Raw genomic sequence first — 22,766 nt, 5'->3', positions numbered from 1 at the left:
CTGGCGATCCACCTGGATCGCCTGGAAAACAGGGGGTAATCCCCCCATTTCCCCTCTTGAAGTGACTACTTAGAAAGGGAGAAACCCTGTACTTTGAAAAAAGTACAGGGTTTCTCGACAATCTGAGGCTGCCTCTAGGGCAGCCTATTTGAGTTCCGTCCGCTTACTCCCTCACATATTCCACCGAGTATATATGCGTCCTCGTTAAATCAATGACCTCTTTAATAAAATCCTCTTGGGATTCCCTGAAATCGTTTCGGATCCAGTTTAGAATCAGTCCATGGAAGCCGTAGGCCGTGTACCTTTTAAAGTAATCCATATTAACCGGAGTATGGTTAATCGTTTCGAATATAAATCGTTCCTTGTATATTTTTACGATGGTTTGAGGGAATTCCGTGTGCAGTCCCGGCAAGGTATCCTCGTATTTAATCAACTCAAAAAAATCACGATGCTCATAAATGTAGGCAACGATATTGAAGGAGGGTGCACTGAGGTTTGCCGTGTATACTTTGTGTCCCGGGATGTAAGGCTTGCCCACCGATTCTTCCAGGCCACGTAGCATGGAAGCCAGCAAATCCTCGGCTAACTCGATTTTATCCTGGTAATGGACATAAAAGGTGCTGCGATTATAAGAAGCCTTATCCACGATGTCTTTCACCGTCACGGCATAATATCCCTTCTCTTTTACAAGTTGAATAAAGGCTGATTTCAGATGTTCTTTCGTACGATTTCTTCGCGCCGATGTCACGATTTGTTCATGATTCACGAAAAGAGCGCCTCCCAAAAAGACAGTTTTGTTATAAGTGTTGACTAGATCGACACTTCATAACAGGTTAATGATTGTGAAATGTGAACAGAATAGTACAATTGAATTGTAGCAAAAATAGTACTAAATTTAATATCTTAAATTAGTTCCAATTAACATAGTACTATTTTAATCCATTATACGGGGGTATCCAAGATGGGAAAATTACAAAACAAAGTGGCTGTAATTACCGGTGGTGCATCCGGCATCGGTGCGGCAACAGCACGCCTCTTCATTGAAGAGGGAGCTAAGGTGGTGCTTGTTGATTTAAATGAGGAAAAAGGTAAGGCGTTTGAGGCCGAACTGAAAGCGAATCATCACGAGGCGCTGTTCGTCAAAGCGAATATAACAAGTGAGGAAGAAGTAGCGGGCATCTTCAAACAAGCGATTGACGCCTTCGGTAAAGTCGATGTTGTATTTAACAACGCAGGTATCGGGCGCGTTCATTCTTCGCATGATCTAGAGTACTCCGAGTGGCGCAACACCGTAAACGTGGACTTGGACGGCGTATTCCTGGTGGCACGCGAAGCTATCCGTGAAATGTTAAAAGCTGGCGGAGGTACGATCGTCAATACCGCATCCATGTACGGCTGGGTCGGCTCGCCTGGTTCCGCAGCCTATAATGCAGCTAAAGGCGGGGTCATTAACTTGACGCGTTCCCTGGCACTGGAGTATGCCGAGCACAATATCCGGATCAACGCACTATGCCCGGGCTTTATCGACACGCCGATCATTCCGGAGGAGAGCAAGCAAGCGTTGGCAGCGGCCACTCCGATGAAGCGTCTGGGACAAGCTGAAGAAATGGCAAAGGCCGTTCTGTTTATGGCTTCGAACGACTCTTCGTTTATGACGGGGAATACCTTGACGGTTGACGGTGGATATACAGCCCAATAATGGGTGAGCTTAGACGTAGAGAGAATCATGACATCTTACTAGGAGGTATACACCATGAGCAAATTTGATGGAAAAGTGATTGTAATTACTGGCGCAGCAGGCGGGATCGGAACGGCAGCCGCGAAAAAGCTGGCGGAACAGGGTGCTAATCTTGCCCTGGTCGATTTGAATCTGGAAGCCGTTAAAAAAGTAATCTCCGATTTGGGTCTGGACGATTCCAGAGCGATTGCGCTGCAGGCCAATGTCGCCAAAGAAGAGGAAGTCAAAGCGTATGTGGATGCAACGGTCGAGAAGTTCGGTAAAATCGACGGTTTTTTCAATAATGCGGGGATCGAAGGAATCACGGCCAATGTAGAGGATTATCCGACCGAAACCTTTGAAATGGTCTTCAATGTCAACGTGAAGGGTGCCTTCCTTGGATTGAAATACGTTGTTCCGGTGATGAAAAACCAAGGGTATGGCAGCATCGTGAATACCTCTTCCGGTGCAGGTCTCATCGGTTCGCCCGGATTCGTTGGGTACAATAGCTCCAAGCATGCCGTGATCGGCATGACGAAGGTGGTAGCATTGGAAGCTGCTCCGTTCGGCGTCAGAGTGAATGCCGTAGCACCTGGGGTGATCAATACCCGCATGATGCGCCAAATTGAGAAAAATACCGTTCCTGAGGATGCAGAAGGTGCAAGAAAAGCATTCGGCGCTGCCGTTCCGCTGGGAAGATACGGGGAAGCGGAAGAGGTAGCCAATGTAGCCGTTTTCCTGCTGTCCGACGATGCCTCTTATGTAACGCAATCCATATATACCGTGGATGGCGGTCAAATCAACCAGTAAGGTTATGAAAAGATTTCTTTCCAGGTTCTTAGTCCGGTGTTATACAGGATGAGAACAAATGTTCTAGAAAATGATTGACATATAAATAGATCGAATTTATACTATTATCAAATCGGAAGAAGTGCGGGAGAAGCACCTCGCAGGACAGGCTCTAAGGCCTTTCTTGTGGGGTGCTTTTTGCATTCTTTGAGGATAATTTGGATAAGGGAGATGATTGTATTGCTGAAACAAAGAAGAACGAAACGGTATATAAATGCTCTAGTCGTTCTAGTCATTTGTTTCCTGCTTGTGGCTAGTCCAGCATACGCAGAGGCTTCAAATACGGGATGGAATGCTGCGTTAACAAGTATCGATCAGTTGCATGACAGCCTTACCTCACTGGAGTTGGCCAATAAACAGGATAAGCAGTCAATACAGGCGCTGCGCAAGCAAAACAATGAAAAGCTTAAGGAAATTAATGCGAAAATAAAGCTTATTGCTAAGGTAAAACTCGATAAGTTAAAGGCAGAAGCAGACCAGTCTCAGAATAAATATGCTCCCTTGCTTGCGGAATATACGGATCTCGGCAAGAAATTGACAGAGGCGAGGAAGCGAAAAGATCGAAAATCTGTGCTTCTGTATGATCTTAAGCGAAATCGCATAAAGGGTGCTGCGAATGTGGCGCGACAGGAGATCAAATTGAAAAAGGATGTTTTTACCGCTGCGAAGAAGCAGGCTGCCGCAAAAGCTAAAATCGTTAAAGATGCGTTATTACCGGTGCAAACATTAAAAAAACAAATCACAGCCGAGAACAAAAAAATAACGGATTTCAATAAAAATATTAATGAAGTAAATAAACGTTATAAAGCAGCTGTCAAGCAGGGAGACGCTGTGGACGCTGCAGCATATCTGAAACGGATCGTTGATAGCACGAACCAAATTCATGCTTTACAGGTGAAAACATTGGAATGGGAGAGGAATATTCGTAGTCTACTTCAAGCTGCAGAGAACAAGCTACCTAGTCAATGACATGCCATTTAGTATTGTTATTGGTGCTAAGGCCATCCTAATCCACTATTGTCGTCGACCCTAAGGAGTTCTCAGCTCTTAGGGGTTGACGACAAAATGATACTGCTGGCCGTTTGGACTGAACTATTTTACAACTATGATTCCGGAACGGCTGACAAGCTCCAATGTTTGGGCTGCATCCCCAATCGTGCCCTCCACTGCATTTTCCGTGCGCTGGGATTCCTTGAAGCCATTTAGGCCTATGCTTATATCCGATGAATTGCTGCTTGCGGCAAGGTTTAACGAAGTAGGGGGCGTTATATAAGATACGGTGATATCTCCGGATTCTGTTTCTACGCACAGTCGCTTACCTTCATCGATCTCTTTGACGGTGACTTCCCCAGCTGTTGAGGTGATGTTCATCTCGGGGCTGGTCACACCGTTTAAATAACTGCCACCGCTGCCGGAAGTTACGGTTAATTCGTTTAGCGAGCTGTTTTTCAATTTGAGCTCTCCGTCTTTGGATGTAAATTCCCCTTTGTCAGCTGAAAGTCCTTCGATGGTTTCATAGCCCGAATGGTTGGTGAACGCGATGTTTAGAGCCGATACATCCTTCATCTTGATGTCATCTGCATCATTATTCAATGTAATCGTATCGACTCCTTGGTCGGGAATAGAGATATAGATCGTCCCTTTTTTGCCAAAAGTGAACCCTGCCATAGCACCACCCTGGTCTTTCTGGGTAACGACAATTTTCCTCCCTTCCTGGTCAATCGTTACAGGGTCGCTCTTATTGTTCTGCCGCTTGCCTTCACAAGCGATGGTGATGTTGGGGGAATCTGAACGTTTGAATTCAATGTCCCAAGATTCGTTGTTGATTTTAATTTCTTCAATGCGGTTAGCCTCATAGGAAGATTCATGGTTATAACTTGTTGATTTCCCTACACTTTGGCAGCCCATAACGAACCCGCCAACGGTAAGCAAAACAAGCGAAGTGGTTAGGATTTTTCTCATGCTCAAGTTCTCCATTCATATAGTGAAATTTTTAAGCTACATCGATTCGATCCACTTTATGAAAAGAAAGATAGCCAAGGATCAGGCCAAGCAGGCAGAGAGCAATCGGGATGGCGATAAACTGAAACAGACTGGTCGAACTTCCCCCGTCGGACACGGTAGCGTTAATCAAGAAGGCGATGATGACAGCCGAGGTTATCGTGGTAGCCGTTGATTTTTTTCTCATGCCAAAAGATAAAGGAATCAGGCTGATTCCGGCGATCATGAATGCGTTGATCAACGTTGCCGGAATGGTAGCTGTCATGTCACCAATATGCACCGAGCCTTCAAACAAACCAATTATCGGGTTCAAGAAGTACACTATCAAATTGATCATAAACGTAGTGATGATGATGCTGAACAAACAAAATCCAAATACAATCGACAACTTGGCTTGCATGATTTTTTTTCGCTGCAGGGGGTAGGTGAATAACACTTGGATCATGTTGCTCTTGTATTCTTCAATAACTAAACGTGATAAAACAACGCTCGCGAAAATGATATAGGTGATGCGCATCAAAATATTCGTTAACGACATAAATTCAGTATAATTCTGAAACATCGGTTCACTTTCTCCGCGAGAGCCCAGCGCCATCAATGCAACGGCGGAGAAAATCGCCACAATACAAACGGCTAAACCTTTGAAATAACCGGACAGGTTATTTTTCTGCCATTCCAGCTGTATAAGTTTAAGCATAGCGTTTGCCTCCATGAACGAGATTGATGAAATACTCTTCCAACGATCCTGCATGTCCTCTTCGAATGTCTTCCATCTTGACTTCATTTAATAATTTCCCCTGATGAATAATGCCAATCGTATCGGCGACCGATTCGATTTCGGATACGATATGACTCGAAATTAGAATGGTCGTTCCGTATCTCTCCTTTAAATGTAAGAAGAGCTCCCGCATTTCCTTAATCCCGATCGGGTCAAGTCCATTGATCGGTTCATCCAGAATGAGAATGTCCGGCTTCGTAACAATCGCGCGCGCAATCCCTAACCGCTGCTTCATGCCTAAAGAGAATTCATGAATTTTTTTCTTCCCCACACCGTGAAGACCAACGATCTCAAGCGCTTCCTTGATCGCAGTCTTATCGCGATAGTCCATGTATCTGCAATGAAACTCCAAATTTGCCTTCGCTGTCAGCCGGTCGTAAAACACGGGATATTCAATGATACTGCCGATTCTTTTTAAGTATTGAACCGACGTAGGCAGCACCAACTGATCGAATACTTGGATATCACCGGAAGACGGTTTGACCAGATTTAAGATCATTTTCATAATGGTTGTTTTACCGGCCCCATTCGGTCCTAAAAATCCGTAAATTTCTCCTCTGCGGATACTCATATTGACGTTTGAAATGGTTTCCGTGCCTTTAAATGCCTTGCTTACTTTATTGATTTGAATGGCGACTTCCACTTCTAATTTCCTCCCTTAATGATGTGCTACACTAAGCTTAGGGAATGAAAGTAAAAATAAAGTAAACGCTGTGGAAAAAACTCGTAACATTTTACATAGAGTAATCTCGTAACCTTTTAAATAGAGTAAGATAGAAAAGTGAATACATTGGATAAAGTTTGAAGTGAGGGGAAAATCGTAATGGAATCTGCAACCATACTAGCTGTTGATGATGAAATCGGTATTTTGAAGTTATTGGAGATCACGCTTCGGAAAGAGAACTTCACGAATATCGACACCGCATCATCGGGCAAAGGCGCGCTGCAGCGCATCAAAGAAAAGGCATTTGATATGATTTTGCTCGATATTATGCTCCCGGATCTAAGCGGTTTTGAATTATGTACGGAGATCCGTAAACATACAAATGCACCGATTATTTTTATTAGCGCGCGTTCCACCGACTTCGACAAATTAACAGGTTTAGGGATCGGCGGAGACGATTATATTACCAAGCCGTTTAATCCGATGGAGGTCATTGCCCGAATCAAGGCGATCCTTCGCCGGCAAAGGCTAATTGAGAATGCACACCAACAAAATACAGCGTATGATTACGGGTACTTCTCTTTTCATCCGGAATCGGCAACGTTAACCGTGCAGGGTCAATCTGTAGAATGCACGGCGAAGGAGCTGGAGCTGCTGCATTTCTTTTGTAAACATCCGAATCATATCTTCACGACGGCGCAGCTTTACGAATTGGTATGGGGAAATGATGTGTACGGGGAGGAAAAAACGGTCACGATCCATATCTCCAAGCTGCGAAAAAAACTCGGCGATGATACCCGAAAACCAAAAATCATCGTGAATTTGCGCGGAATCGGTTATAAATTCATTCCCCCGAATGAGGCACTGTCATGCGAATAAAGACTCGATTTACGATCCATTTAGCATTAGGACTTATCTTATGGATGCTTGGGACGGGTATCCTCCTCGTGATTATGCTTGAAGGCCTTTTTCCCTTGCTTGGTATCGATATCAGCATGGATAATGAAGGTCTTTTTGTAGGAGGGTTATTCGGGGCTAGTACGCTGCTGTGCATTGCGTTGTTCGGATGGTATTTTGGCGGCCCGATCGGATTTATCATGGCCTGGATTCATCGGCTCTCGCAGGACAACTACAAGCAACCTGCCGATTTGACCAAAATATATACCCGAAAAGGGAAGCTTCGCATGCGGTTCCGCCTGTATCAGGAGGTGCTTGAGCATCTTCAATCCTTGAGAGTCATCCTGCAAGCGAACGAAATCGAGAGAAGCCAAATCGAAGAAGCCAAGCAGGAATGGATTGCGGGGATTTCCCATGATTTGAAAACACCTTTAACCTATATCAAAGGCTACTCTGCGCTTTTATTGAATGAGCAGTACGAGTGGTCCAAGGAAGAAGTGATTTCGTTCATCCGGGAAATGGACGACAAAGGAAAGCACATGGAGGAATTGATTCAAGATTTAAGCCTTGTCACACAGCTCAATCGTGCCGACGGCACTTTCCCATTACAGAAGACGAATCAAGACATCGTCGAATTTACAAAAAGAGTGGTTGCCGATATTAGCAATAATCCGCAAGCGAGCAGCTATCACATGCATTTTCAAGCGGATCCGCCTGCCTTTTATGTTGATTTTGATTCGAAATTCATGCAGCGGATCCTGCAAAATATGATGATGAACGCCATCCTCCACAATCCTGAACATACGGATATATATGTACAGATTGCGGACACAGGAGAGCACGCCGCAATCCGCATCATGGATAATGGCGTAGGCATGCCGGCTCATATGGTGGAGCATCTATTCCAGCAATATTACCGGGGCACCACCACGGATTCTTCCTCCGAGGGCACGGGACTCGGAATGGCCATTGTCTATAAGCTTGTTCAGGCCCATAACGGCACCATTCATGTAAAGAGTGAGCCTTCACAAGGAACAACGTTCACGATTCGATTGCCGAAACAAAGGGGGAGCCATACGTGAAGAAACTGCCGACAATTCAATTAGAAAGATTAACATTACGGCCATTCCATGTAGATGATGCCAAAGTCGTTCAACAATTAGCAGGGGATCCATATATTGCGGAAACCACATTATATATCCCGCATCCGTATGAGGATGGGATGGCAGAACAATGGATCGAAACACATGCCCATAACTTTAATGAAGACCGATCACTGGAACTAGCTATCGTACATAAAGAAGAACAATATGTAATAGGCGCAATATGTATTGGATGTACTCGGAAGTTTGATCATGGTGAACTTGCATATTGGATTGGGAGACCGTATAAGAACAATGGATATTGTACGGAAGCGGCAAAAGGAATCGTACGGTATGCGTTTAACGAAATGAAATTACACCGTATATTTGCCCGTTATCTGGGGAAAAATCCTGCATCGGGTAAAGTCATGGAAAAGTTAGGAATGAAATACGAAGGACGATTAAGACAGCATGTTCGAAAATGGGATCAATACGAAGACCTTGTGTATTATGGCCTTTTAAGGGATGAATATATTTCAGAGAATAGGTGAGGGGGCACCCCTCCCCCCACCTAGATTCACTTAACAACATCTTGACAATAACAGGAAACCTGTTATTCTATAACCGACAGTCAGTCGGTCGGTGATGAGGAGGTGTAACGATGAGAGTTGTAAAAAAAGCGGAAGAACGAAGGAACGAAATCCTTGATGCAGCGGATGAGCTTTTTGCTCAGAAGGGCTTTGACGGTACAAGTACAAACGATATTCTCGAAAAGGTCGGGATTGCGCGGGGAACCTTGTATCATCACTTCAAGTCGAAAGAGGACATAATGGATGCGCTGATTGATCGGTATGCGGTCCACCTTTTGGATGGGGCACAGGAAATTGCCGAGGAAAAGAGCATACCCGTAGTCGAACGCATAATCCGCGTTGTGATGGCTCTGAACTTAAGCGGCGGAAGCAGCAAGGAAATTATGGAGCATATTCACAAACCGCAGAATGCGCTCATGCATCAAAAAATACAAAAGGTCATCATCAACGGCCTTCCGCCGATCCTGACGGGAATCATCCGCGAAGGCATTGAGCAGGGAATGTTCAGCACGCCGTTTCCGTATGAATGCATGGAAATGGTTGTAATCTATGCGAATACCGTTTTTGATGACGATATGATTACCTTGACGAATGAGGAGCGCGGTTCACGAATGCTGGCCTTTGTTTGCAACGTAGAAAGGCTGCTCGGTGCAGCAAGCGGGAGTCTTATGGACGTCATACAGATGTTTGGTGGAGGAGACGAAAGCAGCCATGAATAAACGGATAGTGTGGGGAATTTCATCGGCGGGCCTCGGCAGAGGGATGGCATTTCTCTATATTATCGCCGGGATACTGTTATGTGGGACTTCGGTCATTCTGTATAAGTTAAGGCGGTTAAAATGCGTGAAAGCAGAGGTGTTTTATGTACTCCAGAATAATCCGCAATGATCTTTTAAAAAACAAGGCCATTACGCTAATGACCATGATATTTGTCGCTGCGGCGGCTATGCTTGTTTCGCTTGCGGCGATCCTCGTCGTCAATCTCACGGGTGCGCTGAACACTTTGATGACACAAGCCAAAACACCGCATTTTATGCAGATGCATTCCGGTGAAATAGATTCCGCGCGGCTTTTTGCTTTTGCGGAGCAGCATCACAATGTGGATGACGTTCAAGTGATTGAATTTCTCAATATGGATGGTGCGCGGATACGATTAGGCGAGCATTCGCTTGCGAATAGTGTCCAGGATAACGGATTTAGCATGCAGAGCCAAAAATTCGATTATCTGCTTGATCTCGACGGTAACATCATTAAACCCGCCATCGGCGAGTTGTATGTTCCGGTAAGCTATATGAGGGATGGCACCACCAAGGTCGGTGATCAGGCGGTTATTAGCGGGAAGGAGTTTATCGTTGCAGGGTTCCTCCGGGATTCACAGATGAACTCCACGCTCTCCTCCTCCAAGAGATTTCTTGTACATGAACATGATTACGCGGAAATCAAGAGCCTTGGCAGTATGGAGTATCTGATTGAATTTAGATTAAAGGATCCATCCGAGATCGGTTCATTTGAAACGGCTTATGCCTCCGCAGGACTTGAAGCAAACGGACCCACCGTTACATATAAGCTTTTCAAAATGATGAACGCACTATCCGATGGGTTGATGATCGCGGTTATACTTCTTGTGAGCGCCCTTGTCGTGGCCATCGCATTGATGTGCATACGATTTACGCTCCTGGCGAAAATCGAAGACGACTACCGCGAGATAGGCGTGATGAAGGCAATTGGGCTGCGTGTTTCCGACATAAAGAAGATGTATCTCGCGAAATACGCAGCGATTGCGGCGGCAGGTTGTATGCTCGGTTTTGCACTGTCATTTATGTTCAAAGGCATGCTTCTTGAAAATATACGGCTGTATATGGGAGAAAGTGAAAATTCCGCTTATGCTTTGTTGTTGGGAATTACCGGCATACTGCTTGTATTCCTTGCCATCATCGCCTATGTAAACACAGTGTTGAAACGTTTTCGGAACATATCCGCTGCAGAAGCTATACGCTTTGGGACTTCGCAGGACAAAAGCCCAGGCGCCAACCGTTATAATCTAAGTGGAAACAGGCTGTTGAATACGAATGTTTTCCTTGGTATCAAAGACGTTCTCGCAAGGAAAAAGCTTTATGCTACAAGCCTAACGATACTGGTGATTTCAGCATTTATCATGATGGTTCCACAGAATTTGTACAACACCATCTCCTCTACAAACTTCACCCAATATATGGGGATCGGAAACTATGATCTACGTGCTGACATACAGCAGACCGATAACATTTCAGAAAAAACGGCTGAACTAAAAAATGAGATGAGCAGCGCCCCCGCCATATCCAAGGTTGCCGTCCTTACAACAAAAGCATTTAACATCAAAACAGAAGACGGTTCTGAGGAAAACATAAAAATCGAACTCGGCGACCATTCCATATTCCCGATTGCTTATTCCATTGGCAGAGCACCCGCTGCAGAGGATGAAATTGCACTGTCGGCTATAAATGCCGATGAGCTGGGCAAGAAAGTCGGCGATGTCATTACACTGGTAATAGAGGGACAGGAGAAGGAACTGACGGTGAGCGGGATATATTCCGACATTACCAATGGCGGCAAAACCGCAAAGGCGGTATTCTCCGACAATTCGGCGGATATGATGTGGAGCATCATCTGTGCAGAACTTTCGGATATATCTCTTATCGGCGCTAAGATTTCAGACTACGCGGACAGGTTTGATTTTGCCAAGATTTCAGATATTGATGAATTTATTACGCAGACATTCGGCTCAACGATAAATGCTGTCAAGAAGGCCTCTGACGCTGCAATTACTGTTGCGCTGATGATATCGGTACTGATTACCCTGATGTTTATAAAAATGCTTGTTGCGAAGGACAGATATTCCATTGCCGTTATGAAAGCCCTCGGTTTTACGAACTCGGACATAAAGGTGCAATATGCTTCGCGTTCGGTATTTGTTCTGATGGTCGGCATTGTTCTTGGAACGCTTCTGGCGAATACGCTCGGAGAAAGGCTTGCGGGTGCGGTTATCTCTTCGTTTGGAGCGTCAGCGTTTCATTTTGTGGTCAATCCGCTTTCGGCATATCTGTATAGCCCCCTTATGATGATAACCGCGGTACTTATCGCAACCATGATCGGCACTTCAGGCGCAGGACGTATCAAAATATCCGAAAATATAAAGGAGTAGGCAGATGAAAAAGATGATTATCGGTGAGGATATCGTCAAATCTTTCGGCGAGGGCGGCGAACAGCGCAATGTTCTGGACGGGGTGTCCGCCTGTATACACGAGGGCGAGTTCGTAGCTGTCATGGGACCATCAGGCTCGGGCAAATCCACGCTAATGTTTGCACTGAGCGGGACGGATGGCGTGAATGGCGGAAAAGTCGTTTTTGAGGGCAAGGATTTATCGACGCTTGGGGAGAATGAGCTTGCAGATTTACGCAGAACCCAAATGGGTTTTGTGTTCCAACAGCCGACGATGCTGAAAAATTTGAATATCCTCGACAATATCATTCTTCCTTCCATGCGGGATAACCGTAAAAACGCCGCGACCATTTCGGTGAAGGCGAGGGAGCTTATGAAAAGGGTAGGCATCGCAGAGCTTGAAAAACGGAACATCACCCAGGTTTCGGGTGGTCAGCTTCAGCGTGCGGGAATATGCCGGGCACTGATGAACAACCCGAGAATTATCTTCGGCGACGAGCCAACGGGAGCGCTCAACTCCATATCCGCTCAGGAAATCATGGACCTATTCTCGGAGATCAATGCAGACGGTACGGCGGTCATGCTTGTCACTCACGATGCACAAGTTGCGGCGCGGACGGAGCGCATTATGTTTATGCGCGATGGGAAAGTGGTCGGCGAACTCAAGCTTCCAAAGCTTGTGGGAACAGATATGGATGGCAGGGTCAAGAAAGTTATGCTGAAAATGCAGGAAATCGGAATATAAATCGATATCCATTTAAGCCGCAGGACTATCGCCCTGGGTTAGCGAATGTATAATTATGGAATCATTTGATTCGCACCATAATTTACGCTTGAGCATTCAATTGAGCGAAACATTAATCATGAAACGGATGGTATTATACGATGCATGATCAGTCTAAACATTTCGTTGCGGTTTCAGCACTTGTTAAGAATGAGGATGGACATGTTTTAATGGTTCGTACTCATGTCGTTCGGATACGTGGGAAATGCCCGGAGGTTTCGTTGATGCTGGCGAGTCGTGACGGGGAACGCTTGAAGGCCAAGCGTGCATTTTTACTGACAGGGGAGCCTCGGATCGGTAAAACGACGATGATCAAACAACTGATCAACGCCATCGGTCCGGATCTTTGCGGTGGATTCTATACGGAGGAAATCACGAATTCGAGTGGTCGAATCGGTTTTAAGTGCGTATCCGTTTGTGGGGAAAGCATCGAGATTGCACATGTAGAAAACCCAAGCAGCACTCGTATTGGAAGATACGGGATGGATGTAGAGGCATTCGAGGATTTTGCCGTGAAAATATTAGAGGACGCCTTGTCCTCCAAGAAAATCATCGTTATCGACGAAATTGGTTTTATGCAGATGTTATCTTCGTCTTTTCAAAAAATAGTACAAGCGATTATTTCAGGTTCCCGGATTGTTCTGGGGACCATTCCTCTGGAGAGCCATCCTGAAATAGACATCATCAAATATCGGAAGGAAGTCAGGATTCTAAGTATGAACGCATCCAATCGTGACACGATATCCGAAACTTTGTTAAAGGATATGATGAAAGCTGTGGAGGGTGAATAATATGCAGATCGAAGATGTCTTTTCGGATCTCCCTACGTTAGAAACAGACAGAACGATTTTAAGAAAACTGAGGAGCGAAGACGAACAGGATATATTTCATTACGGCTCGGATGAGGAGGTATCGAGATATACGGCTTGGCCGACGCATCAAACGATGGAAGATACCCGCCTCTATTTAATGAGGGTCCTGCATAAATACAGCCAGCATGCTGTGGCCCCTTGGGGAATCGTGGACAAAGAAACCGGAAAGGTCATTGGAACCTCAGGATTTATGGCTTGGGATGTCCGACATGCTAAAGCCGAATTGGGTTATGCCCTGTCCAAGGATTATTGGAATCGTGGTTACATGACCGAAGTGATCAGGACCATCATCTCTTTTGGATTTGAAAGAATGAAGCTGGTTAGAATCGAGGCAAGCTGTCTGCCGTCAAACCTAGGATCAGCCAGAGTGATGGAAAAGGCCGGCATGTCCTATGAAGGTTTATTAAGACAGACGATATTCGTAAAAGGGAACCATGAAGATCTGAAATTATACTCTATTGTTGTGGATGACTACCGGAATCAGAGCAACTCCCGTTAACGGGCTGGTTGAATAGCGGCCATCGTAAGAACCCCCTTCGTTCATGAGCGAAGGGGGTTACTTGGAATGATCGGTAGGCAGAACGGTCACTTAGCTGATAGCCCCGCATACAAGTTCCGGTACACGGCCGGGGTGAGGTGCTCGAACTTTTTGAACGTTTTAATGAAATAGCCCGTATCGCAAAACCCTAAATCATCGCTCACTTGATGGATCGGCGAATCGGTGGATTCCAGCAGCTGCTTGGCCCATTCAATCTTAAGCCTGGCAATGAAGACGGAGAAATTTTCACCTGTTTCCTTCGTAAATATGCGGCTGAAATAGCTGGGACTGATATGGCAAAGCTTGGCCATCTCCTTCAGGCTGAAGTTCTCATGCTTATGCGCAAAAATATAATCAAATGCGGGCTGAAGCACGGCATTCGACGAGACGAACCGTCCAGCGCCATTCTTCAATTTGGTATCGATCAGCGCACCCGACAGCTCCTGCTGCATGGATTGGATGCTGCGGACCGCACGATCCGACTCCTTTAAAGCTTCCACGGAAGCTGGCGCATCCATGTGGGAGGTCAGTACTTTTTTGTACAAATCGACTGTGGTATGCTTTTGAATCGCTTCCTCCACGATATAGGTGCTTAATTGCAGCAGCAGATCCACGCACTTCGTTACCTCATCATAGGATAAGACGGGCAGTGCATCGTAATCCCCTTCGAGTTCCTTAAACTTCCGATTCGACTCCACATTGGGCGGCCGTGATACGATCTGCTCCAGCATCGGTGCATCAGGTTCTCGGAGCTTGAGCTGTCCGGCCATAATCGCACCAAGATATTGGTTATCGATAATGATCGGGATGGCGATATCGATAATGTTGAAATGGCATAAATAGATGTATGGTTTGTTCTGGCGAACTGCTTCAATGCCGGCTCGCGCGTCGCATTTTTGACAATATGAAGAGAGATGGGAATCCTGGCGCACGCCTTGGCAGAAAGGCTGACAGTGGCTGTGCTTGGTGACGGGAACGCCCTTGTAATCAACCGTAAGGATCGCCATTTTGGTCACGAGCGATAAGGAATCCTGCAGTTTCTCCCATTTCTCCAAATCAATGATTTCTTCTAAATCATATCGGGATTTGGACATGACAACATTCTCCTATGAAAAGTTATAGAAACTCTATTGAATATTATAGCGAATGGTTCTACTGCAGAACAAGATAATACAATTTTCCATGGGGATGACAAAAAAATACGATAAGAAAACGCTTTATTCCGACTTCATTGTTTCATGCTTCCCGAATAAGTACAACCTATAATAATTAATATAGTTTACGTAGGAGGAATGATCATGAGAAGAGCGTTTATCAGTCCGACAAAATATGTGCAGGGTGAGAACGAACTGTTGAATTTAGGTTATTTTGTAAAGACATTCGGAGATTCCGCCCTGCTGATTGCCCATCCCGATGATGTTGCACGGGTGAAAGACAAGTTGGAGTCAACAAAACAGAAATTTAATATAACGCTAGTTGAAAGCGGCTTCCGTGGGGAATGCTCCCGGCAGGAGGTTGCCAGATTGCAAGCATTGGCGAAGGAGCATCAATGTGCTTGCACGATTGGCCTTGGCGGAGGCAAAGCGATTGATACGGCAAAATGCGTGGCCGAAGGTGAGGCTCTGATCATTGTTCCGACGATTGCGGCAACCGATGCGCCGACAAGCCATTCTGCGGTCCTCTATACTCCAGAAGGCGAATTCGATGATTATGCTTATTTCAAACAAAGTCCTAGCGTTGTCATGATTGATACGACGGTTATTGCCAAAGCGCCGACTAGATTCCTAGTTGCTGGCATGGGGGATGCGCTCTCTACCTATTTCGAAGCAAGAGCAACGGCGCAATCGTATTCCAATGTCAATGCCGGTTTGCCGTGCGGCGTTCGCGAAGGCGTATGCGGTGAAGCCAAAGGGACGATTACCGCGCTGGGACTTGCCAAGCTGTGCTATGAAACGCTGCTTGAGAACGGGTACAGAGCGAAACTGGCCTGCGATCAAAATATCGTGACGCCTGCGCTTGAGAATATCATCGAGACGAATATTCTGTTATCGGGACTAGGCTTCGAGAGCGGCGGTTTGGCAGCGATTCACGCGATTCACAATGGCTTGACGGCTCTGGAAGGAACGCATCATTATTATCACGGCGAGAAGGTAGCCTTCAGTACGATTGCTCAATTGGTGCTTGAAAATGCCGACCGGAACGAAATGAAGGAAGTGCTGGACTTCTGTCTGTCGATCGGTCTTCCTGTATGCCTGGAAGATATCGGCGTCGAGCATGTGACCTACGAGGAACTGCTTGAAGTGGCCAAGAAGGCATGTATTGCCGAGGAATCCATCCACTCGATGCCATTCCCGATTTCGGAGGAAGCTGTAGCATCCGCGATTATGGCCGCTGACCAGTTGGGCCGTCAATACAAATGGAGTAAGGAGATATAAGATGAAGAAAATCATGAACAAACCGGAAACCTTGGTTCGGGAAATGTGCAATGGGCTTGTGCTTGCGCATCCTGAGCTGGCGTTCAACCCTAAATTCAAGGTGATTTCCAAAAAGGAGATCGATCAAGATAAAGTTACGCTGATCAGCGGCGGCGGAAGCGGCCACGAACCGGCGCATGCCGGATTCGTTGGACAAGGCATGCTGGATGCGGCCGTGTGCGGCGATGTGTTTGCTTCCCCATCCCAAATCCAGGTGTATCAAGCGATCCGCAGCTCCGCGAGCAATAAGGGAACGCTGCTTATTATCAAAAATTACAGCGGCGACATCATGAACTTCAAAAATGCGGCCCACCTCGCGAGCGAGGACGGTATCCAAGTGGATTATGTGAAGGTCGACGATGACATTGCGGTTGAAGACAGTCTCTATACGGTAGGGCGAAGAGGGGTTGCCGGAACGGTGCTCGTTCATAAGGTAGCCGGAGCGGCTGCAGAAGCCGGGCTGTCCCTTCCGGAAGTGAAAGAAGCGGCGCAGCATGCGATTAACCATGTTCGCAGCATTGGCTTCGCGTATACCTCCTGCACTGTGCCCGCCAAGGGAACTCCGACGTTTCATATCGAGGATGACGAGATGGAGTATGGCGTCGGCATTCACGGCGAACCGGGAATCCGCAGGGAGAAATCGGTTTCTGCAGATGAGCTGGCGCAGCGGATGATCACGTCATTGCTGGACAACTTGCAGATGAATGATGCTCCAGAGCATGAAGTGGCCGTATTAATCAACGGGTTTGGCGGCACGCCGCTGCAGGAGCTGTATCTGCTGAACAATTCCGTCATGCGCGAATTGGCGTCCCGGAGCAAACGGGTATTCAAAGTATTCGTCGGCAACTATATGACCAGCATCGATATGGCAGGCGCATCGGTGACAATCATGAAGCTGGACGAAACGCTCAAGAAGTGGCTGTCTGCTTCATGCGATACGCCGGCACTGTCGGTCAAGGGACCTTTTGAGCCTGTTAGCTATACCGAGGTTGTTCACGAACAGAAGTCAGAGAACGCGGTATCGTATAAAAACAATACGGATCCTACGGCAGCGATGGTAAAGAACAACCGGCTGTCCTTGCAAAATATCGTATATCTGATCGATCAAATGAGTGAGGTCATTATCGAGAACGAAGTACCGTTCTGCGAGCTCGACGCCCATGCCGGAGACGGCGATTTTGGCATGAGCGTTGCCAAGGGCTTCAAGCAGCTAAAAGCGGAATGGGACGATATTCTGACCCACCATCTTCGCGATATCGGCGATTTCCTCGACGCCTGCTCGATGATCATCATGGAGCATTGCGGCGGGGCCTCCGGACCGATCTGGGGATCCGCATTCAGGGCGGCGAGTAAATCTGCCGGTCAGAAGCAGGAATTGTCCGTTCAAGAGGTTGCCGATATGATGCAGGCCGTTGTCAAGGGAATTCAGGATACGGGCGAACGATCGTTCGGAAGAGGAGCCGTTGTTGGCGACAAGACATTGATCGATGCGCTCGTGCCGTTCGCGGATGCCTGGACGCAGAGTGCGGAGCAAGGCGTGGAGATGAAGCCGGCAGCGATGAAGGCGTCCGAAGCGGCGGTTCTCGGCGCTCAGAAGACGGCAGACATCGTTGCCCGAATGGGAAGAGCAGGCACCGTCGGCGAACGCAGCATCGGATACCCGGATGCGGGGGCGTATGCGCTCGGGGTTATTTTCACCGAGCTGGCGAAAGTCATAAAGTAATCTGGAACGTGGTTATGTTCCTGTCAGGTACCTGTGTGGCGTCATAAATATTGAGAAAACTTTCAAAATTATTGGGACAAAATTTTCTTAATTACTGATAAATGAATAAATATGCATTGTTATGCAGTACCTTTGAAGTTCCCTTACTTAAGGGAACTTTTATTTAGGCTTTAGCCAGTTGAGTGCGTGAAACGCGCGAAACATAAAACCACCCGCTATGCGGGTGGAGGGATCGAGGGTTTGACCAATAAGACCATCCCGATAAAATTGAGATGTTCAGGCTCAATGAAAGGAATGGTCTTATATGGCAAACAAGAACTATAGTCTAGCTCACACGAAGTGGATGTGTAAATACCACATTGTGTTCACCCCGAAGTATAGACGGAAAGAGATCTATAATCAAGTGAGGAAAGACTTGATCGAAATCTTTAAACGTTTATGTAAATACAAGGGTGTGGAGATCTTAGAAGGTCACATGATGCCCGATCATGTACACATGTTAGTAGCGATTCCACCAAAAATCTCAGTATCATCATTTATGGGATATCTGAAGGGAAAAAGCTCACTGATGATATTCGAGAAGAATGCCAGTTTGAAGTATAAATAAGGCAATCGAAAATTTTGGGCGGAGGGATACTACGTCAGCACAGTAGGCTTAAATGAAGCAACCGTCGCAAAATATATTCGTGAACGCACATGACCAAGCAGTTGATAAACTGAGTGTGAAAGAGTATGAAGATCCATTCAGCAGAAACAGCAGCAAGAAAAAGTAAACCAGTTTAACTGGTAAGTGAAAGTGACAAATTACACTGAGCCTGAACAATTTTATTGTCAGGCTAGCGTCTTTAGGCGCAGTTTGGCAACAGGGGGTTATACCCCAAGAGCAAACCACCCGTTGGACGGGTGGTCATGCCAACCACTGGAAACGTTTTATTCAAGGGAGGTAGCTTGGAAACAACGCATTAATATTTGTAACGGGAGAATAAATGATATTTAAAGATGGAGGAATAAAATATGGAGACGAAGGAAGAAAATTTTCCAAATGATAGCACCATGGAATCAATCAAAAGTTTAACAGAGAAAGATGCAAAGACTTTCTTGAACCTTATATATGCACTTTTAAAAGACAACAAAAGTCCGAGCGAACATTTGATTTCAAATGTATTATCCATTTTTGAGAAACAATTACCGAGAGTGGCTAAAGCAAGACAGAATAAAAACTAGTCATCATCCTGCTACAAAACGCTGTGAAGATAAAATAATTGAATTTGAACAACGGATAATGTGTGGGGAAAGTGGTGGGAGTGATAGATAGCCCGTTAAGCTAACGGAAAACGATAGTTGAATTAAGAATAGAAGGCAGCTGGTCAGTGAGCAGCTGCCTTTTTAAGCTAACTGTCGGGGGACAAGAACAGGGTCCCATTGGAAGTCTCTATTTTAAGCGGATTTTTTCCTTTAAGGGTACAAGTTCTTGTCCTAAGCCGAGGACAAGAACTTGTACCTATTACCGATTTAACACATAACTAATTAAATTTCGAGAGCTATTTCATTAAGCTAACGGACAGAATAGGGGCCTTTTTATTCCATCAAAATTAAATTGTCAGGAATCTGTGTCAGAAATCGTGGGTATCGTGAATGAGGTAGACGTGGCCAAAGAGTAGGAGACTTGGTTGTTAAAGCACAAAGTCAAAAGGATCTCCAATCGGGAGATCCTTTTATGCCACTTGTTAAATTAAAACTACTAGTTGGCCTAATAAGATTGTATTTCAGACATTACTGCTTTTAATCTGCCTAGACTATCAATTTTAAATAGTTTTTCTCTAAAAGAAATAAACTCATTAGCCGCCTTAAGAATTTCAGATAAAAATTCTTCTTCAACAACAATGTTTTTCGTCTCTTTGTAAGCTTCGTAAAGGTTTGTACCTTCAAAAATCAACGGATTTCTTTTTACTCTAAATAATATCTTGTTCTCTGGTTTTGTAATGATTCTTTTGACACTCCACTCATGGCTATTCATGGCCATAATGTGCTCTCCAAAACCTGTTTTTTTATATTCCAAAGTCATTTCTAAAACACCGATCCACATCAAGTCAATATCATCCCAATCCATAAAGTTGGTGATTGTAGTATCAGACGTTTTAATATTTACTACACCATCTAACTTATGCCCTTTATGCTTGTTTAATTGTCTGTTAGCCACCTGGATTGATAAACTATCTTTCAATGAAATAAAATAGTCTTCAATATTATCTTGACTAAAGTAAAAAGAATCTATAGTCTTCTTTTCAATGTATGTGGTTATATTTAGCATAAACTACTCCAATAACTAAAGGTATGTTGTTACTTAATCAATAAGGGTAAAATGTATTTATTCTATAATTACTTACAACCAACCTGTACATTTGTCCATCTATACTAACATTTATTGTAGCATAACCGTTACCGCTAATAATTGTACTTCTATTCGCATTAACAATTGAAATAATTCTTGCTCGGACATCATTTATAGCAAGGTTATAGTGGAAGGTTGTTTTTCCAGTGGCTCCTGTCCAATATAATGGGTGGTGATTCGTAAGAACATGATTCATACTGCTATTTTGTAATGCTACAGTTCGGCCACTACCAATAGATATATTTGTAGGAGTGAAAGACCTTAAAGCAGCTGTTGCTTTTTCAGGTGCTTGTTTTGTAAAAATCCTAGTTCCAACTTTTACAACATAACTACCACCAACCCAGACAACCCTTCCTATAATATGCCACCATAAAGGTTGAAAATCACTTAGTTGATCTTCATTTATTACTTCAATACCATACTCTTTTTGTATAGCCTCTGCTTCTTCAATACTAATAAACTCAAATTTATCTAAATTTAACTCTTCACTATCATTAAAGTCTTTGCGTTCATTTTCTATTGGTGTCTCGTACCATTCAACTTGATCCCAATCGATTTCTTCTCCACTTATATCAAATTTCTCTTTTTCACTGTTAATACCAGTTGAATTACTAGCTAATACTGCATTTCCAAAAGAACTAACTAATAGAATTAGTGACAAAAATGCGAAGATTCCCTTTTTGAACATTACCATCACTCCTCCATCTATTTTATAGTTTTACATTATCCCAAAATCCATTGAAATTCCAATTATTTCTTGGGAAAATTTTGAATTTGATACACAGGAACTATTCAGGTGATAAACAACGAGGTCCAACATCCTATTTTTTACATTAAAACAAAAATATCCTTTATACATCTCTAGTTAACATAATGCCAAGTATGGGAAGTTGACCAAAGAAACAGAAAAAAAAGCGAACCCATGGTCATAGCCCCGTCAAGTAGACATTAAAAAAAGAGATTTTATTAAGCGGCGACTTTTTCCCGAAACTCAATCGGGGAGAGGTCGCCCAGTTTGTTTTGGAAACGTTCCATGTTGTAAAACGAAATATACTTCGTAATTTGGCTCCTGGCTTGCTCCAGATTTTGAGGTCTCTCCAAATACAGTTTCTCTGTCTTTAAGTGGGAGAAGAACGACTCAATACAAGCATTGTCATAGCAGTTTCCACGCCGGGAATGGCTTCCTGTAAGCTTCTTCTCTTCAAGTAACTTGGCATAGGTTTGTGTTGTATACTGAAACCCCTGGTCCGAGTGGAGCAAGGAAGGTCCACATTTCAGTTTCTTCACTGTGTCTGTAACGAGTTTTAAGTCATTTCGCTCAGAGAGTTCCCACGCTACAATTTCATTGTTGTACAGATCTTCCATCACCACGGAGAGATAAGCAAAATCATGCCCAATCCGGACATACGTAATATCCGTCACGAGCTTCTGCACAGGAGCTGTCGCTGAGAATTCTCGATTTAGGACATTACGGAACAGAACGGACGGTTTCCGGCCAGCAAATGGACGTTTCTTGCGAATCACGGAACGAATCTGAAGTTCCCTCATTAAGCGGCGTACCTTTTTGTGATTCACTACAAGGCCTTCTTTGCCTAACGCGGTTCGCATACGTTTGTAGCCGAAATAAGGACAAAGCCGATGAATGCTTATAATATGTGCTTTCAGATCCGCATCCCGGTCTGCTCGTTTCTCTCTGAGGGCAGCATTTTTCTTCCATTTGTAGTAACCTGCACGCGAAATTTCAGCAATTTTACACAGCCAAACCACAGGTGCCCACTTGCTTATTTCTCGAACGGACTGGCACCGGGCTTCGAAATCCAACTTTCCTCTCCGTGCAAATTTGGATTGAGCTTTTTTAGATATTCTACCTGTGCTTTCAGATAAGCATTTTCTTCTTCTGCACTACTAAAATGCTTCTTCGTCCAACGTCCACGGTAATCCTCGAAACTCTCTCCATTTTGGCTTTTACGAACCCATGTGATAATCTGGCTCTCACTTTTAATTCCAAACTTCTCCATAATCCGGCTGTACGCCCAACCTTCTTCCACTCGCAAACGAACGGCCTCTTTCTTCGTTTCTTCACTATATCGATTAAAAGTTTGACCTTTCTTCGCTGGCATAACAAAAATCCCCTCCGGTATCCAGTATTTGAGTTCATTGTAACATGTCCTCTTTTTTCACTGTCTACCATCAGGGGATAATACCA

22 protein-coding genes and 2 pseudogenes are annotated in these 22,766 nt (G+C 44.9%); 16 read left to right on the top strand and 8 right to left on the bottom strand.

Translation table 11 applies throughout. The features are described 5' to 3' along the window. Positions 1 to 163: 163 nt before the first annotated feature. Positions 164 to 766: a TetR/AcrR family transcriptional regulator gene (locus tag AK95_RS20770; protein ID WP_071221822.1), complete on the bottom strand. Its 603-nt coding sequence runs from the start codon at positions 764 to 766 to the stop codon at positions 164 to 166. 195 nt (positions 767 to 961) lie between these two features. Between AK95_RS20770 and AK95_RS20765 the strand changes: the two genes are divergently transcribed. The 3 genes from AK95_RS20765 to AK95_RS20755 all read left to right on the top strand — a co-directional run bounded on the left by AK95_RS20765 (position 962) and on the right by AK95_RS20755 (position 3,535). Continuing rightward, positions 962 to 1,699, top strand: a complete 738-nt coding sequence (locus AK95_RS20765; RefSeq protein WP_071221821.1) for an SDR family NAD(P)-dependent oxidoreductase — start codon at positions 962 to 964, stop codon at positions 1,697 to 1,699. 54 nt (positions 1,700 to 1,753) lie between these two features. Beyond that, complete coding sequence (locus AK95_RS20760) at positions 1,754 to 2,527, top strand: SDR family NAD(P)-dependent oxidoreductase (protein ID WP_071221820.1); 774 nt, start codon at positions 1,754 to 1,756, stop codon at positions 2,525 to 2,527. 219 nt (positions 2,528 to 2,746) lie between these two features. Then, on the top strand, positions 2,747 to 3,535 hold the full coding sequence (locus AK95_RS20755; protein WP_162487621.1) for a TrbC/VirB2 family protein: 789 nt from the start codon (positions 2,747 to 2,749) through the stop codon (positions 3,533 to 3,535). Positions 3,536 to 3,658: 123 nt separating this feature from the next. Here the strand turns inward: AK95_RS20755 and AK95_RS20750 are convergent, their stop codons facing one another. The 3 genes and pseudogenes from AK95_RS20750 to AK95_RS20740 form a co-directional block, all read right to left on the bottom strand. Continuing rightward, positions 3,659 to 4,528 carry a DUF4097 family beta strand repeat-containing protein gene (locus AK95_RS20750; protein ID WP_071221818.1) on the bottom strand — a complete coding sequence of 290 codons (870 nt, stop codon included), beginning with the start codon at positions 4,526 to 4,528 and terminating at the stop codon, positions 3,659 to 3,661. A 31-nt stretch (positions 4,529 to 4,559) separates the two neighbouring features. After that, positions 4,560 to 5,264 carry an ABC transporter permease gene (locus tag AK95_RS20745; protein WP_071221817.1) on the bottom strand — a complete coding sequence of 235 codons (705 nt, stop codon included), beginning with the start codon at positions 5,262 to 5,264 and terminating at the stop codon, positions 4,560 to 4,562. Then, positions 5,260 to 5,988: pseudogene (locus AK95_RS20740) on the bottom strand (ABC transporter ATP-binding protein); the annotation flags it as partial. The pseudogene AK95_RS20740 and the gene AK95_RS20745, both read right to left, overlap by 5 nt. A 180-nt stretch (positions 5,989 to 6,168) precedes the next feature. On the opposite strand from AK95_RS20740, the gene AK95_RS20735 reads away from it, so the two are divergent. The 9 genes from AK95_RS20735 to AK95_RS20700 all read left to right on the top strand — a co-directional run bounded on the left by AK95_RS20735 (position 6,169) and on the right by AK95_RS20700 (position 13,932). Further along, entirely contained in the window at positions 6,169 to 6,888 is a 720-nt protein-coding gene (locus AK95_RS20735; RefSeq protein WP_071221815.1) for a response regulator transcription factor, read from the top strand. Beyond that, positions 6,879 to 7,988: a sensor histidine kinase gene (locus tag AK95_RS20730; protein WP_071221814.1), complete on the top strand. Its 1,110-nt coding sequence runs from the start codon at positions 6,879 to 6,881 to the stop codon at positions 7,986 to 7,988. Before AK95_RS20735 ends, AK95_RS20730 begins: the two co-directional genes overlap by 10 nt. Further along, entirely contained in the window at positions 7,985 to 8,539 is a 555-nt protein-coding gene (locus AK95_RS20725; RefSeq protein ID WP_071221813.1) for a GNAT family N-acetyltransferase, read from the top strand. The genes AK95_RS20730 and AK95_RS20725 overlap by 4 nt, the downstream gene beginning before the upstream one ends. A 110-nt stretch (positions 8,540 to 8,649) precedes the next feature. Further along, positions 8,650 to 9,297: a TetR/AcrR family transcriptional regulator gene (locus AK95_RS20720; RefSeq protein ID WP_071221812.1), complete on the top strand. Its 648-nt coding sequence runs from the start codon at positions 8,650 to 8,652 to the stop codon at positions 9,295 to 9,297. Then, positions 9,290 to 9,466, top strand: a complete 177-nt coding sequence (locus AK95_RS34255) for a hypothetical protein (protein ID WP_162487620.1) — start codon at positions 9,290 to 9,292, stop codon at positions 9,464 to 9,466. The genes AK95_RS20720 and AK95_RS34255 overlap by 8 nt, the downstream gene beginning before the upstream one ends. Beyond that, positions 9,441 to 11,759, top strand: coding sequence for an ABC transporter permease (locus tag AK95_RS20715; RefSeq protein ID WP_071221811.1), 2,319 nt, complete (start codon positions 9,441 to 9,443; stop codon positions 11,757 to 11,759). Before AK95_RS34255 ends, AK95_RS20715 begins: the two co-directional genes overlap by 26 nt. A gap of 4 nt (positions 11,760 to 11,763) precedes the next feature. Further along, complete coding sequence (locus AK95_RS20710) at positions 11,764 to 12,522, top strand: ABC transporter ATP-binding protein (RefSeq protein WP_071221810.1); 759 nt, start codon at positions 11,764 to 11,766, stop codon at positions 12,520 to 12,522. Between the two features lie 263 nt (positions 12,523 to 12,785). Then, entirely contained in the window at positions 12,786 to 13,352 is a 567-nt protein-coding gene (locus AK95_RS20705) for a nucleoside-triphosphatase (protein ID WP_071221809.1), read from the top strand. 1 nt (position 13,353) lies between these two features. Continuing rightward, entirely contained in the window at positions 13,354 to 13,932 is a 579-nt protein-coding gene (locus AK95_RS20700) for a GNAT family N-acetyltransferase (protein ID WP_071221808.1), read from the top strand. An 86-nt stretch (positions 13,933 to 14,018) separates the two neighbouring features. On the opposite strand, the gene AK95_RS20695 is transcribed toward AK95_RS20700, so the two are convergent. Then, entirely contained in the window at positions 14,019 to 15,065 is a 1,047-nt protein-coding gene (locus AK95_RS20695; RefSeq protein ID WP_071221807.1) for a PocR ligand-binding domain-containing protein, read from the bottom strand. Between the two features lie 204 nt (positions 15,066 to 15,269). Here AK95_RS20695 and AK95_RS20690 point away from each other — a divergent pair, with 204 nt between their 5' ends. From AK95_RS20690 to AK95_RS20675, 4 genes and pseudogenes are all read left to right on the top strand, one after another. Beyond that, positions 15,270 to 16,406, top strand: a complete 1,137-nt coding sequence (locus AK95_RS20690; RefSeq protein WP_071221806.1) for a glycerol dehydrogenase — start codon at positions 15,270 to 15,272, stop codon at positions 16,404 to 16,406. A 1-nt stretch (position 16,407) separates the two neighbouring features. Beyond that, positions 16,408 to 18,168, top strand: a complete 1,761-nt coding sequence (gene dhaK / locus AK95_RS20685; RefSeq protein ID WP_071221805.1) for a dihydroxyacetone kinase subunit DhaK — start codon at positions 16,408 to 16,410, stop codon at positions 18,166 to 18,168. A gap of 304 nt (positions 18,169 to 18,472) precedes the next feature. Next, positions 18,473 to 18,941, top strand: a pseudogene (gene tnpA / locus AK95_RS20680) (IS200/IS605 family transposase). Between the two features lie 241 nt (positions 18,942 to 19,182). Continuing rightward, complete coding sequence (locus AK95_RS20675) at positions 19,183 to 19,392, top strand: hypothetical protein (RefSeq protein ID WP_071221804.1); 210 nt, start codon at positions 19,183 to 19,185, stop codon at positions 19,390 to 19,392. A 526-nt stretch (positions 19,393 to 19,918) separates the two neighbouring features. On the opposite strand, the gene AK95_RS20670 is transcribed toward AK95_RS20675, so the two are convergent. The 3 genes from AK95_RS20670 to AK95_RS20660 form a co-directional block, all read right to left on the bottom strand. Next, positions 19,919 to 20,479 carry a hypothetical protein gene (locus AK95_RS20670; protein ID WP_071221803.1) on the bottom strand — a complete coding sequence of 187 codons (561 nt, stop codon included), beginning with the start codon at positions 20,477 to 20,479 and terminating at the stop codon, positions 19,919 to 19,921. A gap of 37 nt (positions 20,480 to 20,516) precedes the next feature. After that, positions 20,517 to 21,248: a hypothetical protein gene (locus AK95_RS20665; protein WP_083397697.1), complete on the bottom strand. Its 732-nt coding sequence runs from the start codon at positions 21,246 to 21,248 to the stop codon at positions 20,517 to 20,519. 278 nt (positions 21,249 to 21,526) lie between these two features. Continuing rightward, positions 21,527 to 22,680, bottom strand: a protein-coding gene (locus AK95_RS20660) for an IS3 family transposase (protein ID WP_162487619.1) whose coding sequence is annotated in 2 segments (ribosomal slippage) — positions 21,527 to 22,419 and positions 22,419 to 22,680 — 1,155 coding nt in all. Because the reading frame shifts where the segments join, the coding sequence is not laid out codon by codon here. Between the last annotated feature and the right edge of the window lie 86 nt (positions 22,681 to 22,766).

The organism is Paenibacillus sp. LC231, from assembly GCF_001860525.1.
Taxonomy (GTDB): domain Bacteria; phylum Bacillota; class Bacilli; order Paenibacillales; family Paenibacillaceae; genus Paenibacillus_AQ.
The sequence above is the reverse complement of the archived record's forward strand: the minus strand, read 5'-3'. Positions and strand labels throughout refer to the sequence as shown.